This window comes from Aeromonas sp. s11 (genome assembly GCF_040907945.1).
Lineage (GTDB): Bacteria > Pseudomonadota > Gammaproteobacteria > Enterobacterales > Aeromonadaceae > Aeromonas > Aeromonas veronii.
Genome location: NZ_JBFOCU010000056.1, coordinates 1 through 15349 on the forward strand (window position 1 = coordinate 1; position 15349 = coordinate 15349).

The window sequence follows — 15349 nt, forward strand, 5'->3', positions numbered from 1 at the left end:
CGGCCCTGAATGCCATAACGCACCTGAGCCTGTTTGTAGGTGAGCTCGCCTTTTTCAATCTGCTCGACCAGCGCCAGTTTAAAAGTCAGCGAGTAATCGCGCTGTGTCCGTTTCACACCTTGTCCCATCGGGTTCTCCATTTATTGGGGGGAAAGGTGTAAACCATATTCAGGACGGGACAGGGGATAGAAAAAGGGCGGCCAAATGGCCGCCCTTTGCGTCTCTGAGCTGGTTATCGGCGACGATAGAGACCCGGATCCACCTCTTCGTAGTGGCTGGTCAGGTATTGATAGAAGGCGAGATGGGAAGGGGAGCTCGGTTTTTTCAGCTCTTCGCTCACCCGATCCGGCTTGGCGATGATGAACTTCGGGCTCTGGCGCTGGATATCGGCCAGCACCCGCTCGCGCACGTCATAGGGCGGATTGACGTTGGCAAAGAAGAGATAGGCGGACGCCGGCTGGCGATCGGTCCAGAGATAATATTGCGGCTGGATGCCATCGACCCAGATCTTGTCGCTCGGGACTGTCTCGGCCTTGATGCGATCAACCCGTACCTGCGCGGCCGGATTGAAAGGGCGACCCTTGAGGGTGCCTTCCCAGGCGTTGTTGATCATCAGCAGCAGCATGGCCAGCGTTGCCAGCCAGGGTGTGGCACTGCGTACATCCCAGGCGCGCCAGAGGGGGATGAGGATCAGCACCGGCAGCGCCCACAGCAGGCTGGTGCCGAGCACCTCGTTGACCCGCTCGAGGGACCACTCCTTGGTGCTCCAGCCAAAGGCGAGTTGCTGGGCCAGCAGCCAGCTGGCGGTGAGTACCACCAGCGAGATGCAGAGCAGGCCGATCGCATCAGCCTGCTGTTCGCTGCGATCCAGCAATACCGCCAGCGGCAGCACTGCCAGTTGCAGATAGAGCACGTCGTAGTGATCGAACACATGGCCGGAGACCGAGTTGGCGATCAGGGTAAACAGCACCCCAAACAGGGTCGCCAGCAGTGCGGGCAGATACCACTCCTGACGGCGGCTTAGCATCAGAATGATGAAGGCGGGCAGCAGCATCACAAGGCCTGTGCGCAGCAGGCCGACGGCGCCCACCATGGGGGAGAAGCCATTGCCGTAGCTCCCTTCAAAGAAGATGTCGAAGGCGTAGTATTTGAAGGCCGCCAGCAGATCATGCTGCTGGAAGTAGGCGTAAAGCGGGCCGCCAATCAGTGCCAGCCCCAGCAGGCTGGAGATGAGCAGCAAGATGGCATCACGCCACTTTTCGTGCAGGCACCAGTGGCAGAACAGCACCAGATACCAGGCGCCCCAGAAGGCGCCGTTGTTGGTGCGCATCCAGGCGACGATGGCGAATGTGAGTGCCGCCACCAGCGCCGGCCACCAGCGAAATCCCTTGTCCAGCAGCAGCGTAATGAAGGCCCACTGGGCGATGAGGGCGAGGTGGAAGGTCCAGTCCTCAGTCATGTTGCCGTAGTAGTAACGGGTGCCGTAGAGAGCCAGCACCGCCAGCATGGCGCCAAGGCGCGCCTTGAACGAGAGTCCTAGCTGGGCAAAGGCTTGCCAGCTGGCCAGCAGTCCGAGCCAGCAGAGCACCCACTCCAGTGCCCAGATCCCGACAAATCCCCCCATTCGATAACCCAGCGCGTCGAGGGCGAAAATCATCGGCCCCTTGATGTCGATCATGTCGCGATAGAGCACGCCCCCTTCGCTCCACATCTTGCCCATCACCGCGAACAGCGAGGCATCAAACCCCGGCGCCATGGCGTGGAAGAGCGGATTGCGCAGACAGAAGAGCAGCGCCAGCAGGGCGGTCAGCAGCACGATGGCTGGCTTGATACCCGGGTTGACGCGAGGGGGAGTGAAACGGATGGAGTGATTCATGAAGTCGCCTGTTCCTGCAGCTGGTCTTGAAAGCGGGCCTATCTTGCCGAGCTAGTGAGTGCGATGCAATGGGGCTGGCCCGTGTGGGGCAAATATTCTCGAAAAAGCCCGGTTCTTGCAGGGAACCGGGCGCTGGCTGCGGCAATATTGGCCGTCAGGGGGATGTGGCAAAGCCATTCCCCCTCTGCATCAATGGATGTACTCAACTAGGGGGGGCTGCGCTTCCAGTGTGGGCAGGTGACGGGCCCAGCGGATAAAAGCGTCGGCCAGGGTGATGCCGAGCTCCTGATTGTGCTGGGTCAGGGTGCGCGCCAGTGCGGTGTAACCCTCCTTGCCGGAGGCGGTATAGGCGCTCGACACTCCGCGATAGATCTGTTCGGCATTGACCGCTTGCCACTGGCCGGGAGCGGCTTCCCACTCCAGTCGGGTGATGCGCTGGCCCTTGGGCCGATCGGCCTGATAGGTGAATCGCACCCCCGCGGTGTAGGGGAAGCTGCCGTTGCCATTGCCGACCACGCCATTGTTGGTGGCATTGTCGATGGCATTTTCCAGCGCCTCCGCCAACTCGTGACCGTGCACCCGATAGAGGGTGAGGGGAATGGCAAACGGCAGCAGGCGACCGGCGATATCCGCTTCGCTCAGGGGGCCCGGCTCCAGCGAGCAGCGCACGCCGCCAGCATTGTGCAGGGCAAAGTCCACCTCGCCTACCTGTTCACGGGCGGCGGTCAGCATGGCACGGGCCACCAGCGGGGCGAGCTGGCTGCCGTGGGGCAGGGTGGCATCCGGCAGCCGCTGATGGGGCAGTGGCGCCGCCAGTCGGGTGACGATGCGCTGGCTCATGGTTTCAATCTCCGGTCGGTAGCGTTTGGCCAGATGCTGTTCGAGCTGTGGATCCGGCTCGCAGAAGGTGAGCCCGACAGGCGGGGTGGAAGCGAACGGCCAGGGCTGCCAGGGGAGCCACTCCAGCTGCCCCTGACTCTGCACGACGCGGCCCGACTCATCGAAGGTGAGCTCGCAGACACCGAGGCAGAGGGCGCTGTGGCCAGCGTGCAAAATGGCCACCCCGTTGCTCATCAGCGGATAGCTGCCTTCGCTTGGCAGACCCAGCGGTGCGAGATCGCCGAGCAGGCTGTGGGTATGGCCACCGATGATGAGACTGAGCTCGGGGAAGCGCTCGGCCAGCAGCTTGTCCTGATCCAGCCCGAGGTGGCTCAGCAGCACGATATGCTGGATCCCTTCGCGCTTGATCTCTCGCAGCACCCGGGTGAGGGTGTCGGCGACCGCGTGGAAACGGGTGTGGGGATCCGGGTTGGCGATGGCAGCCATCTGGGCGAGGGTGATGCCGAGCAGTGCAAAGGGAACCCCGTCGATCACCCGGCGATGCCAGGGCTGATGGGCGTCGTAGAGGTGGGGAATATCCCACAACCCAAGCGGCGTGTCGGCAGGCTCCTGACTGTTGTCCAGATTGGCGGCCAGCACCGGAAAATCGAGCTGGCGCAAGAACTCCACCAGCGGGCCGTTACCCAGATCGAACTCATGGTTGCCAAGTACCATGGCATCGGGGGCCAGCATGGCGAGCAGGTCGGCGTTGGCGCGCCCTTTGAAGCGGTTGAAATAGAGAGAGCCCTGAAAGGAGTCGCCACCGTGCAGAAACAGAAAACGCTGGCCGGCTGCTGCGGCTTGGGCACGCAGTTGGGTCAGTCGGGTCAGGATCCGGGCATAACCGCCGCACTGGGTGCGCCATTGGCCTTCACCGACAGGGGAGAAGCTCATGGGCGCGCCATCGAAGTGGGAGTGGCAATCACTGAAATGGGCAAGTTGAACCGTAATACTCATCTCGGTCCTCCTTAGGGGAAAATGAGCACCGAGTCTACTGCAAAGGGGGGGGAGGATACCAGCCCGGCAGGGTGCCGGGCTGGTCAACGATCAGGCGGGTACCATGATCTGGGTGGCGACGATCACCACCAGCAGGCCGACGGCGACCGGCATACTGGTGCGCTTGACCACCTCGAACGGCGAGAGCTTGCCCATCCCGGCACAGGCGACCACCACCCCGGAGACCGGAGAAATGGTGCGACCCAGGTTGGAGGCTTGCAGCATGGGAATCACCAGATAGGCCGGATTGATACCAAGGCTGCTGGCCAGGTTGGGGATCAGCTCCACGAAGGCGTAGAAGGGGGCATTGCCCGAGCCGGTGGTGAAGGCGGCCAGGGTGGTGATCACCACCAGTGACAGCATCATGATCAGGCCGCCGGAGCCGAGATCCTGCGCGTGAGCCAGCAGGGTGTCGATAAAGCCGATGGTCATCAGACCCTGGGCGAAGACGCCGGCACCGACCAGCAGCATGACCACACCGGCAAAGGCATCAGCCATGTTGCGCCAGCAGACCTGGAGACCGTCCAGCAGCTCCTTGCCATTGCGGATACGCACGAGTTCCAGCAGGCTGGCCAGCACCATGCACATGACGATGATGGTGACGATATCCAGCTGCGGACCCCATTTGCCGTCAAACACTAGCACCCCGATGATGGGGGTAAAGGGCAGGATGGCGTAAAAGGCAGGCGCAGTCGTCACCAGATCACCCGGTGCGACCGGTTCGTTGTGCTCACCGGATTTCTGGTCAAGGTAGCGCTGCCAGAAGAAGTGGGTCACCGCCATACAGGCGATCGCCACCAGCGAGATGGGCAGGGTCAGCTTGAAGGCAAAATCCAGCAGCGGCATGTTGGCGGCCTGAGCAGCCATCACCACGTCCCCTGAGGTTGGTGCCAGAATGATGGCGGCTGGCGAGGCGCACACGGCCGCAGCCGCGCCACGGGAGATCCCCATGTTGACCATCAGCGGGAACAGGGTGGCCATCAGCAGCACGCCGAGGCCGGTAGCGGAGCTGACCGCCAGCGACATGGCGCAGGCCACCAGATATGCAGCCACCAACAGGATATAGGGGGACTTGATGATGCCGAGCGGTTTGCTGGCCAGCTTGACCAGAATGGTGTTGGCGCCGATATGGCTCATGTAGCCGGCGAAGCCGCACAGCACCATGATCAGCATCCCCAGTCCACCGCCACGGTCATTGAGCAGGAAGCGGACGTATTCGAAGATATCGGTTGCGATATAGCCGGTGCTGACCACCTTGCTCGGCAGTACCGGCTTGCCCATCATGGCGGTGATGACCAGTAGCAGCAAGCCGCCGCTCAGCAGCACCCCGGTCGCAGAGTATCCTTTGAAAATGGCACGGCCCACCACCAGGGTGACCAGGGTGCCAACGATGAGTTCCAGCATATGTTGCCTTCTGATTGGATGAGAGTGGAGGGAGTCTATTCCGATAGGGGTAGAGTGGCGACTGGAAACAGGATGTTGTGTGAGCTAAATCAACGTTTAACCCCATGAACAGAATTAAAGAAAGGTAAAGGTACTTTACCCAGCGGGTTTGGCTACCTACCCTTGCCAGCCTTGGTTGTCTTTTGAGGCTTTTATATGGTGATTGGTGATTTTTCAGGCATTAAACGCTCTCTTTTTCTGCTTGCGATGTTATTTTCACCTACTTGCGTGTTTGCAGTAACCAATGACGGTTTTCATCAAACCGGTCCTCATCAGGCGGTCGCCATGCGGCGTCTCATGGCTCCTCACTCTTACGGCGTACTGGTGGTTGCCGAGGGTAACAGACCCCGTTTTGCCGCGCTGGCATCCAAAACCACCGAAGCTAACTGCCTAGCCCGTCATGCCATCCGGGTAGATGGGGTTGCGCTGCTGGTCACCCCGAGATTCTATGCCAGAGAGGGAAAACGGGGACTTTGCGAGCTGTGGCTCAATGAGGGGGCAGATCAGGACTTTTTTGCCAACCGTCTTAAAAATGATCATTTTATTCAGATAGATGGTCATGATATCAATGTGAAAAACTATCACCTCGACTGGCAGCGCATCAGCCGTCATGCTCAATAAAAATACAGTTTTGCCCTTGTGCCATACTCTGCTCACGCAACCTGTGAGCGTGCTCTGATTTCTGGGCGCATCATTGTATTGCGCCGCCTCGTCGTCACACATAGGCTATACCCGTCATCTGTGTGGCGGTGGGGTTCACCAAGGTTGGTACTCCGCCCGTGCAATCAAGGAAGGTAGTCTGGCATGGTCAGCAAGGTTTATGGAGTAGTGGGGGTCGGGTTGTTGCTGTTGCCCCTGATGAGTCAGGCTCAGCCGAGTCGGCCGCAAGTGGTGCCAGAGTCCCGCATCAATGTCCGTTTTTATGAGGTCAATGCAACCAGTCCGGAGCAGCTTGCCCGGGCGATTGCCCAGAGTGCTCCCAAGGTGAATGGCAAGCCCGTACTCGGCAAGGCGAGTTATCAGGTGGACTGGCAGCTGGATACCGAGCAGTTGCCGGGTCGCTGCCAGCTCAACCGGGTGACGGTGACCACCAACGCCACTGTGTTGCTGCCCCGTTGGCGTCAGAGCGCGAACAGTAACGATCCTGCCCGCCAGCGCTGGGGGCGGCTGCTCTCCAGCATGTTTGACTACGAATCCCGCTTCAAGGAGATGGTGCTGCAGGGGGCCAATCAGGTGGGGGGCGCTATTGCTGGGCTACCCGGACATGCAGATTGTCAGGCGTTGCGCTATGCCGCGTGGGCAGCAGGTAGTGGCGAGCTGAACAAGGTCAAGGGACGGCTCGACGGATTCCAGCGTCAGACAGGTTACGGCGAACAGCTCGGGGTGCACTGGCCCAAGTAAGCGCTATCTCAAGACGCAATATCCAGCATCGCACGATTTGATAAATAGAATGGCCGCCCGATGGGCGGCCATTCTATTTGCTTGCAGAGTCCGGTTCAGATTAGCGCCTTGCCTTTGAGCAGTTTGCGCACCCAGTAACGGGCTGGGTGGAGCGCTTCCAGCAGATCGGCGGCCAGCGGCAGGGGATCGCCGCAGATCTCGCTGGCGAGCAGCTCGCCACAGAGCGGCGCCGAGCAGAGACCCCGAGAACCGAGCGCCCCCAGCACATAGAGGCCGGGGTGAAGGGGGAGTGGCTGGGCGTTGCGCTGATCATGCTGCAGCTGCGCATAGTGATCCGCCAGACCTTGCAGTCTGGCCACTGGCCCCACCACCGGCAGGTGATCCCGGCTGGCACAACGCACCCCCACGCGCGCCTCGTTGCCGCTCACATCCACCTCGGCTGGCCAGGTTTGCTCCGGCAGGCAGGCTTGCAACCGCACCTGATTCTGGATTTGCTCCTCGGCACGAAACTCAAGGCTGCTCTGGTTACGGCCATAACTGGCGCCGATGCAGTGTTGATCGTTGTGCATTGGCGTGAGGTAGCCATCGTAGCAGAGCACGGTATTGAGCCGGCTCAGGCTGGCCGAGGTTGGCACATGGCTCACCTGACCGCGCACCGGATAGAGGGGCAGCTCGGCAAAGGGGAGCAGTGCTGGCAACTGGTGACCGGCGGCGACCACCAGATTGGGGGCCTGCCAGTGGCGGCCGTCCTGGCTCTCTATGTGCCAAGCATCGGTCTGCTCGGCTATGGTGACCACTTGGGTGTGGTATTCCACCTGCAGCAGGCCGCTGGCTTGCGCCTCTTTCAGGGCGGCTCGGGTGAGATCGGCCGGACAGAGCCAGCCTCCCAGCGGATAGCTGACGCCGCTGTGGCCACAGGGCAGGCCAACCACCTGCTCTACCTCTGCTGTAGAGAGGGGATGCATCAGTTCGGCCGGGAAGGGGCCCTGGCTCATTTTCGCCAACTTGGCTGCCGATTTGTCGTCATAACCGAGCTGGGTCACTCCGCATAATTCGAAAGCGATAGGATGGCGTTCGGCCAACGCCAGCAGCCGTTGGCGGGCATAGCCAAAGGCGAGCGAATAGAAGCGTGACAGGGCATCGTGCTCGCCGTTGAGCAGGGGATAGAGCGCGCCCTGGCGGTTGCCGGAGGCGCCGGTGGCCGGTTCGCCATCTGCACACAGCAACGTCACCTTGCGACCCCGCTCCACCAGAGAGAGCGCCGTCATGGCCGAGGCGATGCCGCCGCCGATGATCACCACCTCGCCAGTGCGTCCGGCAGGACGGGCATACCAGGGGGCGATGGTCTGCTGCGGCTGCTTGTCGGTGCGATCCCCCACCAGCATCTCCCGTTTGCTGCCGTGGCCCTTCACCTTCTTCATGGCAAAACCGGCGGCAATCAGGCCGCGACGGACAAAACCGGCACAGGTAAAGGTGGCGATGGAGCAATCGGGACGGGCGAGGCGAGCGAGACCATCAAACAGATCCTGTGTCCACATCTCCGGGTTCTTGGCCGGGGAGAAACCATCCAGATACCAGGCGTCCACCAGACCTTCTGCCCGGTGAGGCACCTGCGGCAGCATATCCTTGATGTCGCCAAACCAGAGATCGAGGCGAATGCGGCCACCCGCAAAATGCAGGCGGTGGCAACCGGAGACCGGCAGCGGCCATTGGGCGACAAGATCCTGGCTCAAGTGGCCAAGTTCAGGCCAGGCGGCCAGCGCCTTGCGCAGATCGTCTTGGGTCAGGGGGTATTTCTCGAAACTGATGAAGTGCAGACGGGAGCCGTTACCGGATTGGGGCGCCTGTTCCAGGAAGGCTTGCATTGTCGCCAGAAAGTTAAGGCCTGTGCCGAAACCTGTTTCACCGATCACGAAACTGTCACTATCGTGGTGCGAAAATCGCGCAGGTAGCCGGTTTTGCTGCAAAAAGACGTAGCGGGTTTCACTTAGACCGTTATCATTGGAAAAGTACACATCCCCGAAGTCACTGGAGACAGGAGTTCCCGCTTCATTCCAGTCCAATCGGGCATGATGTAAGGATGTTTGACTCACGTTTTCCTCGGCTCGCGTCACAAAATCGCGGGCATTCTACGTGAAAGCAGACCAGTTTGGCAGCCGAAAGCGGGTAGACTTGGCGCCAGTTTTTCCAGACGAGATGAATTAATGAGAAGAGCAGTGATCACCGGTATCGGCGTCATCTCCAGTATCGGCAACAACAAGGAAGAAGTGCTGGCCTCCCTGAAAGCAGGTAAATCCGGCATCACCTATTCCGAGCAGTTCGAGCAGCACAACCTGCGCAGCCGTGTCTGGGGTAACATCAAACTCGATCCGTCTGAACTGATCGACCGTAAAGTCATGCGTTTCATGGGCGACGCTGCGGCCTACGCCTACCTCTCCATGCAGCAGGCCATTGAAGATGCCGGTCTGGCGGAAGATCAGGTCTCCAACGAGCGTACCGGCCTGGTGGTCGGTTCAGGTGGTGCCTCCGGCAAGAACACCTCGGAATCTGTGGATATCGCCCGCGAGAAAGGGGTCAAGCGTGTGGGTCCTTACATGGTGCCACGCACCATGTCTTCCACCACCTCTGCTTGCCTCGCGACCCCGTTCCAGATCAAGGGTGTCAACTACTCCATCAGCTCAGCTTGCGCCACCTCTGCTCACTGCATCGGTCACGCGCTTGAGCTGATCCAGCTTGGCAAACAGGATGTGGTCTTCGCCGGTGGCGGTGAAGAGCTGGACTGGTCCTCTACCATCCAGTTTGACGCCATGGGCGCGCTCTCCACCAAGTACAACGACACGCCGGAAAAAGCCTCCCGTACCTATGATGCGAACCGCGACGGTTTCGTTATCTCCGGTGGCGGCGGCATTCTGGTGATCGAAGAGCTGGAACATGCGCTGGCACGTGGTGCTCACATCTATGCCGAGCTGACCGGTTATGGTGCCACCTCCGATGGTTACGACATGGTCGCGCCGAGCGGTGAAGGTGCGGTGCGTTGCATGAAGATGGCGATGCAGGGTGTGGGCAAGGTTGATTACATCAACACCCACGGCACCTCCACTCCGGTGGGTGATACCAAAGAGCTGGAAGCTATCCAGACTCTGTTTGGCGCCAACGGTCCCAAGATCTCCGCAACCAAGGCGATGACTGGTCATGCGCTGGGCGCTGCCGGCGTGCACGAGGCTGTCTACTCCCTGTTGATGATGGTACACGGCTTTATCGCCCCCAGCATCAACATCGAGACCCTGGACGAGAAAGCGGAAGGTCTACCCATCGTGCGCGAGTACGAAGCGGCCGAACTCAATACCGTCATGTCCAACAGCTTCGGCTTTGGCGGTACCAACGCCTCTCTGGTGTTCAGCAAGTTCAAAGGCTGATATCCGGTTGATATGAAAAAAGCGCCTCAGGGCGCTTTTTTTGTCTTCGGGATCTGCCATCACTCATTGCAGAGCAGAGCAGAGCAGAGCAGAGCAGAGCAGAGCAGAGCAGAGCAGAGCAGAGCAGAGCAGAGCAGAGCAGAGCAGAGCAGAGCATCGGCCATTGTGGAATAGGGAGAGTGGGTTGGTGGCAGAGTTCAGTGCAGATGGTGGGGGGCATGTGATGTCACCCCCATAAGGCTGCTCTACATCTCTCTAGTGGAGTAGATAGCAAGAAGGGAGCCTGAGGCTCCCTTCTTTGTTAGCGGTAGCTTGATGGCTGCTGGCTAGAACCAGAAGCCGATGATAAAGGAGCCCGCCAGGGTCAGCATCACGTTGGCCACCGCATAGGTACCTGCGTAGCCAAGCGCCGGAATGGAGCTGTTGGCTGCCTCGTTGACCACATCCATCGCCGGGGCACAGGTACGGGCACCTGTGATGGCACCGAGCAGCAGCGCCGGGTTCATTTTGAGCACCCAGACCCCGAACAGATAGCCTACCAGCACCGGCAAGGTGGTCACCAGCATGCCGGAGAAGAGCACTACCGTACCCACCTCGCTGAGGTGGTCGAGGATGCCGCCACCGGCTTTCAGGCCCGTGCTCACCATAAAGACCGCCAGACCAAGATCCTTGGCCAATCTGAGAGCGCCGGGCGGCACATAGCCTACCGTCGGGTGGTTGGCCCGCAGATACCCCATCAGAATACCAGCCAACAGCAGGCCGACGGCGTTGCCGAGACCGAATTCGATCTGACCGAACACCAGCGAAACGGAGCCGATCAGCAGGCCGAGCACGAAGAAGGTGGTGAAAGCCACCAGATCCGTGGTCTGGCTGTGGATGCTGATAAAGCCGATCTTGTTGGCCAGCAGTTTGACCCGTTGCTTCTCGCCGCTGATCTGCAGTACGTCGCCCTTTTGCAGCATGATGTTGCGATCGAATGGCATCTCGATCTGGGAGCGCACCACCCGGTTGAGGAAGCACCCTTTCTCGGTGAGGTTGAGCTCCACCAGATGGCGGCCTACCACGGAGTCATTCTTTACCACTATCTCTTCGGTGACGATCTGCAGGTCAAGCAGGTTGCGATCAAACACCTCTTTACCGTTGCGGTAGTTTACGTCCAGCTTCTCGTGGCTCTCGGGATAGCCCACCAGAGCGATCTCATCCCCTTCCTGAATGACGGCATCGCCATCGGGACTGGCCAGAATGCCGTTGCGGCGGATCCGCTCTACATAGCAGCCGGTGTGGGGATAGATACCGGTCTCTCGCAGGGTACGACCACCGATCCAGGCTGCCAGTTCGGGGCCAACCCGATAGGCGCGGATGATGGGCAGGTAGGTCTTGCGGCTGTCGCTGTCGGAGAGACCCCGCTCACGGGCAATTTTTTGCGCCTCGGTGTTGAGATCGAGCCGTGCCAGCGAAGGTAGGTAGCGCACTACCAGCATCAGGCCAACCAGACCCACCAGATAGGTCAGGGCGTAGCCAATGCCCATGTTGTCCAGCACCGCCTGCATATCGGTTTGATGGGGCAGGTTGAGCAGACCGCTGCGCAAGGCATCCTGGGCACCGACCAGCGCCGGGGTCGAGGTGAGGGAACCCGCTAGGATCCCCGCCGCCATGCCCGGCCCCAGATTGAAGAACTTGGCGAGCCCCACTGTCAGCAGCAGGGCGGTCAGCAAGATCACCAGAGTCAGAGTAATGTAGTGGATGCCATCACGCAGGAAGACGCTGAAGAAGTGAGGGCCAGCCTCAATTCCCACACAGAAGATGAACAGCATAAAGCCGACGTTTTCTGTGGTGGCAGTAAACTCGAACCCCATCTGGCCGAACAGCAGGGCGGTAAACAGCACACCTATGGTGTTGCCAATCTGGAAGTTGCCAATCCGCACTTTGCCCAGCAGCAGGCCGAAGGCCAATACCACGAACAGCAGCAGGGAGTCGCTTTGATGCAGCAGTGTCACGAAATCTATGGTCATGCCCGGAAAAACCGAGGAAAAAAGTGGGGTCGATATTGTGCCGGATCTATCCCCAATAAAGAAGCGCAAGGGAGCGATTAATCGGACGTTATCGGACGCTATTTGTGGAACCGGTGGCGTGATAGGGAGACAAGCGGATGAAATCTGGCAATTTTTGCTGTAACCGCCGTTGTCAATTAGTGAAATCTGCTGCCCGCGACCGAAGTGCTCTGGCGCAGGCCGATATTTTAGATTCTGCTGTCCGGCCGCTTGGCGGGGATCAGTTTCAGCAGATTCAACCGATGGCCGCCATGCTTGGCTGAGGGGCAAATCAGCTTGATATTTGCCCGTTCGCCCACGGGAAAAGGGTTGGCAAAAAGATGCCTCTAAAAAGTGCCAATAGAGCCTGTCACCCCGCTGTTCCTGAGGGAGCAAAAAAACAGCATAAAATCAGGTTGGCCAGCAAAATGACTCTTCGCCGGGGGTCATCAAGGGCAATCCCGCGTCCTGACAGGGCTTGCTGCACTTACCCACAGAATCTGTGGATAACCCTGTTTATGAAACTTGTTCATCACCCTGAAAGCCGCGCCAGCACTGGGATGCAAGGGCTGTTCAAAAAATACCGGAAGAAAAATGTTTGTATAAAAATCAAATAGTTAGATGCGACAGGAGAAAACTCTGTCGAGCCGGGACGGGTAACAAAAGGGAGCGTCAGCAGCAAGAAGGATCTTGTGCATTAAAATTGGCAGGAGAGGGCACTAAAGTGGATAACTTGCACCGAGATGGTGAGGAATTGGCTCCCCCGACTGGACTTGAACCAGTGACATACGGATTAACAGTCCGCCGTTCTACCGACTGAACTACGGGGGAACATCAGGCAAGGAGGAGCATCATACAGAAGGTGTCCGAGGTGGTCAAGCCATTCGCGGTATGATGGCACGGGTGTACCGCTGCCAAACCCTCGGTTACACTGCTCCTCTGCTGTTTTGTGTCGGGAGTGTTCATGAGCAAATTGTTCAAGTTAGCCAGCCAGTTTCAACCCGCCGGGGATCAGCCCGCGGCGATTGCCCAACTGCTGGATGGCATCGAGTCGGGGCTGGCCCATCAGACCCTGCTCGGGGTGACCGGTTCGGGCAAGACCTTCACCATGGCCAACGTCATCGCCACCCTGAACCGCCCGACCATGATCCTGGCTCCCAACAAGACCCTGGCCGCCCAGCTCTATGGCGAGATGAAGGAGTTCTTCCCCGACAACGCGGTGGAGTATTTCGTCTCCTACTACGACTACTACCAGCCCGAAGCCTATGTGCCGACCACCGACACCTTTATAGAGAAGGATGCCTCGATCAACGATCACATCGAGCAGATGCGATTGTCCGCCACCAAGGCGCTGCTGGAGCGGCGCGACGTGGTGATCGTTGCTTCGGTGTCGGCCATCTATGGTTTGGGGGATCCCCAAGCTTATCTGAGCATGATGCTGCATCTCAAAGTGGGGGATGTGATCAACCAGCGGGATATCCTGCGTCGCCTTGCCGAGCTGCAGTACACCCGCAACGACATGGCGTTTCAACGCGGTACCTTCCGGGTGCGCGGTGAAGTGATCGACATCTACCCTGCCGAATCGGACAAGCTGGCCCTGCGGGTAGAACTCTTTGATGAAGAGGTGGAGCGCCTCTCCCAGTTCGATCCCCTGACCGGCGCCATCGAGCAGACGGTGGTGCGTTACACCATCTACCCCAAGACCCACTACGCCACCCCGCGGGAGACCATTCTGGGGGCTATCGAGCATATCAAGGAGGAGCTGCGCAGTCGCCGCGAGCAGCTGTTGTCCCTCAACAAGCTGGTTGAAGAGCAGCGCATCAGCCAGCGTACCCAGTTCGACATGGAGATGATGCAGGAGCTGGGTTACTGCTCCGGCATCGAGAACTACAGCCGTTACCTTTCCGGCCGTGCGCCGGGGGAGCCGCCGCCCACCCTGTTTGACTACCTGCCGGGGGATGGTTTGCTCATCATCGACGAGTCCCACGTCACGGTGCCGCAGATTGGCGCGATGTTCAAAGGGGACCGCTCCCGCAAGGAGACCCTGGTGGAGTACGGCTTCCGGCTCCCCTCGGCGCTGGACAACCGGCCTCTCAAGTTCGACGAATTTGAAGCGCTGATGCCGCAGACGGTGTTTGTCTCGGCGACTCCCGGCCCCTACGAGCTGGAGAAATCCGGCGGCGATGTGGTGCAGCAGGTGGTGCGCCCAACCGGCTTGCTCGATCCGGAGATCGAGGTGCGTCCGGTGACCACTCAGGTGGACGATCTGCTCTCCGAGATCCGCAAACGGGTCGCCGTCGAGGAGCGGGTGCTGGTTACTACCCTGACCAAGCGGATGGCGGAAGACTTGACCGAGTATCTGGCGGAGCACGACGTCAAGGTGCGCTACCTCCACTCCGATATCGACACGGTCGAGCGGGTGGAGATCATTCGCGATCTGCGCCTCGGCAAGTTCGATGTGCTGGTGGGCATCAACCTGCTGCGGGAAGGTCTCGACATGCCGGAAGTGTCGCTGGTGGCGATTCTGGATGCGGATAAAGAGGGCTTCCTGCGTTCGACCCGCTCGCTGATCCAGACCATCGGCCGGGCGGCGCGTAACCTCAACGGCAAGGTCATTCTCTACGGCGATACCATCACCAACTCGATGAAGGTAGCCATTGAGGAGACCGAGCGGCGCCGCGCCTTGCAGCATGCCCATAACCTCAAGCATGGGATCACCCCCAAAGGGCTCAACAAATCCATTGGCGATGTGATGGACATGGGAGGCAGCCGTACGGCAGGCAAACCTGGCAAGGGGATGCGCAAGGCGGCCGAGCCGCAAGGGGAGTACCATGTCCGCTCTGCCGGCGAGATTGCCAAAGAGATCAAACGGATGGAGGAGCAGATGTTCCAACATGCCCGGGATCTGGAGTTCGAACAGGCGGCAGCACTGCGGGACCAGATCCAGCGGCTGCGCAGCGAGTTGATCGAATCATGAGCCGCAAACGCTGGCTGATTTGGCAACGATTGCGTCGTCTCTATCAGGGCTTTCGCCATCCAGGTACCCCCTGGTGGGCGAGGGGGCTGGTGATCCTTATCCTGCTCTATGGCATCAGTCCGGTGGATCTTATCCCTGACGTGGTGCCCTTGCTGGGATGGTTCGATGATGTGACCCTGCTGCTGGTATTGTTATGGGGCTGGGAGCGTTGTCTTCCCCCCGCAGTGCGCAGCGATCTGGAACAGGCCTCCTAGTTCACCTTTTCAACACCACGCTCGACATCACTCTGTGCGCTCCCACTCTCGAAGGAAGCGGAAAAACGGTTTCATTT

The 15349-nt window shown here is 59.7% G+C and carries 11 protein-coding genes, 1 tRNA gene and 1 pseudogene; 6 read left to right on the top strand and 7 right to left on the bottom strand.

Annotation, left to right across the window (positions count from 1 at the left end):
- From AB5Y84_RS15420 to dcuC, 4 genes and pseudogenes are all read right to left on the bottom strand, one after another.
- A pseudogene (locus tag AB5Y84_RS15420) lies at positions 1–128 on the bottom strand (IS3 family transposase); the annotation flags it as partial.
- A gap of 104 nt (positions 129–232) precedes the next feature.
- Positions 233–1876, bottom strand: coding sequence for a hypothetical protein (locus AB5Y84_RS15425; RefSeq protein ID WP_139462803.1), 1644 nt, complete (start codon positions 1874–1876; stop codon positions 233–235).
- A 189-nt stretch (positions 1877–2065) separates the two neighbouring features.
- A complete protein-coding gene (locus AB5Y84_RS15430) occupies positions 2066–3712 on the bottom strand; it encodes a bifunctional UDP-sugar hydrolase/5'-nucleotidase (RefSeq protein ID WP_368177307.1) in 1647 nt (548 codons plus the stop codon).
- A 90-nt stretch (positions 3713–3802) separates the two neighbouring features.
- Positions 3803–5155, bottom strand: a complete 1353-nt coding sequence (dcuC, locus tag AB5Y84_RS15435; protein ID WP_005336914.1) for an anaerobic C4-dicarboxylate transporter DcuC — start codon at positions 5153–5155, stop codon at positions 3803–3805.
- 195 nt (positions 5156–5350) lie between these two features.
- Between dcuC and AB5Y84_RS15440 the strand changes: the two genes are divergently transcribed.
- Positions 5351–5815, top strand: coding sequence for a hypothetical protein (locus AB5Y84_RS15440; RefSeq protein ID WP_368177308.1), 465 nt, complete (start codon positions 5351–5353; stop codon positions 5813–5815).
- Between the two features lie 183 nt (positions 5816–5998).
- On the top strand, positions 5999–6595 hold the full coding sequence (locus AB5Y84_RS15445) for a DUF922 domain-containing protein (RefSeq protein ID WP_058056880.1): 597 nt from the start codon (positions 5999–6001) through the stop codon (positions 6593–6595).
- Positions 6596–6690: 95 nt separating this feature from the next.
- Here the strand turns inward: AB5Y84_RS15445 and mnmC are convergent, their stop codons facing one another.
- Positions 6691–8709: a bifunctional tRNA (5-methylaminomethyl-2-thiouridine)(34)-methyltransferase MnmD/FAD-dependent 5-carboxymethylaminomethyl-2-thiouridine(34) oxidoreductase MnmC gene (gene mnmC / locus AB5Y84_RS15450; protein WP_368177309.1), complete on the bottom strand. Its 2019-nt coding sequence runs from the start codon at positions 8707–8709 to the stop codon at positions 6691–6693.
- A 90-nt stretch (positions 8710–8799) separates the two neighbouring features.
- Between mnmC and fabB the strand changes: the two genes are divergently transcribed.
- Positions 8800–10011 (top strand): beta-ketoacyl-ACP synthase I, encoded by a 1212-nt coding sequence (gene fabB / locus AB5Y84_RS15455; RefSeq protein ID WP_368177310.1) that lies wholly within the window; start codon positions 8800–8802, stop codon positions 10009–10011.
- A 326-nt stretch (positions 10012–10337) separates the two neighbouring features.
- Here fabB and AB5Y84_RS15460 read toward each other — a convergent pair whose 3' ends face one another.
- Entirely contained in the window at positions 10338–12023 is a 1686-nt protein-coding gene (locus AB5Y84_RS15460; RefSeq protein WP_069555802.1) for an aspartate:alanine antiporter, read from the bottom strand.
- 137 nt (positions 12024–12160) lie between these two features.
- Here AB5Y84_RS15460 and AB5Y84_RS15465 point away from each other — a divergent pair, with 137 nt between their 5' ends.
- The gene (locus AB5Y84_RS15465; RefSeq protein ID WP_368177311.1) at positions 12161–12325 is read left to right on the top strand and encodes a hypothetical protein; all 165 of its coding nucleotides are present in this window, start codon (positions 12161–12163) and stop codon (positions 12323–12325) included.
- A 471-nt stretch (positions 12326–12796) separates the two neighbouring features.
- Here AB5Y84_RS15465 and AB5Y84_RS15470 read toward each other — a convergent pair.
- Positions 12797–12872 (bottom strand) — tRNA-Asn (locus AB5Y84_RS15470).
- Between the two features lie 133 nt (positions 12873–13005).
- On the opposite strand from AB5Y84_RS15470, the gene uvrB reads away from it, so the two are divergent.
- Together uvrB and AB5Y84_RS15480 are read left to right on the top strand one after the other, a co-directional pair.
- The gene (gene uvrB / locus AB5Y84_RS15475; RefSeq protein ID WP_368177312.1) at positions 13006–15018 is read left to right on the top strand and encodes an excinuclease ABC subunit UvrB; all 2013 of its coding nucleotides are present in this window, start codon (positions 13006–13008) and stop codon (positions 15016–15018) included.
- Positions 15015–15272, top strand: coding sequence for a YkvA family protein (locus tag AB5Y84_RS15480; RefSeq protein ID WP_005360976.1), 258 nt, complete (start codon positions 15015–15017; stop codon positions 15270–15272). The genes uvrB and AB5Y84_RS15480 overlap by 4 nt, the downstream gene beginning before the upstream one ends.
- Positions 15273–15349 lie beyond the last annotated feature (77 nt).

Excerpts from the sequence above, each read along its gene's own strand:
- AB5Y84_RS15425 (WP_139462803.1), bottom strand. The coding sequence starts at position 1,876 with ATGAATCACTCCATCCGTTTCACTCCCCCTCGCGTCAACCCGGGTATC.
- AB5Y84_RS15430 (WP_368177307.1), bottom strand. The coding sequence starts at position 3,712 with ATGAGTATTACGGTTCAACTTGCCCATTTCAGTGATTGCCACTCCCAC.
- dcuC (WP_005336914.1), bottom strand. The coding sequence starts at position 5,155 with ATGCTGGAACTCATCGTTGGCACCCTGGTCACCCTGGTGGTGGGCCGT.
- AB5Y84_RS15440 (WP_368177308.1), top strand. The coding sequence starts at position 5,351 with ATGGTGATTGGTGATTTTTCAGGCATTAAACGCTCTCTTTTTCTGCTT.
- AB5Y84_RS15445 (WP_058056880.1), top strand. The coding sequence starts at position 5,999 with ATGGTCAGCAAGGTTTATGGAGTAGTGGGGGTCGGGTTGTTGCTGTTG.
- fabB (WP_368177310.1), top strand. The coding sequence starts at position 8,800 with ATGAGAAGAGCAGTGATCACCGGTATCGGCGTCATCTCCAGTATCGGC.
- AB5Y84_RS15460 (WP_069555802.1), bottom strand. The coding sequence starts at position 12,023 with ATGACCATAGATTTCGTGACACTGCTGCATCAAAGCGACTCCCTGCTG.
- AB5Y84_RS15465 (WP_368177311.1), top strand. The coding sequence starts at position 12,161 with ATGAAATCTGGCAATTTTTGCTGTAACCGCCGTTGTCAATTAGTGAAA.
- uvrB (WP_368177312.1), top strand. The coding sequence starts at position 13,006 with ATGAGCAAATTGTTCAAGTTAGCCAGCCAGTTTCAACCCGCCGGGGAT.
- AB5Y84_RS15480 (WP_005360976.1), top strand. The coding sequence starts at position 15,015 with ATGAGCCGCAAACGCTGGCTGATTTGGCAACGATTGCGTCGTCTCTAT.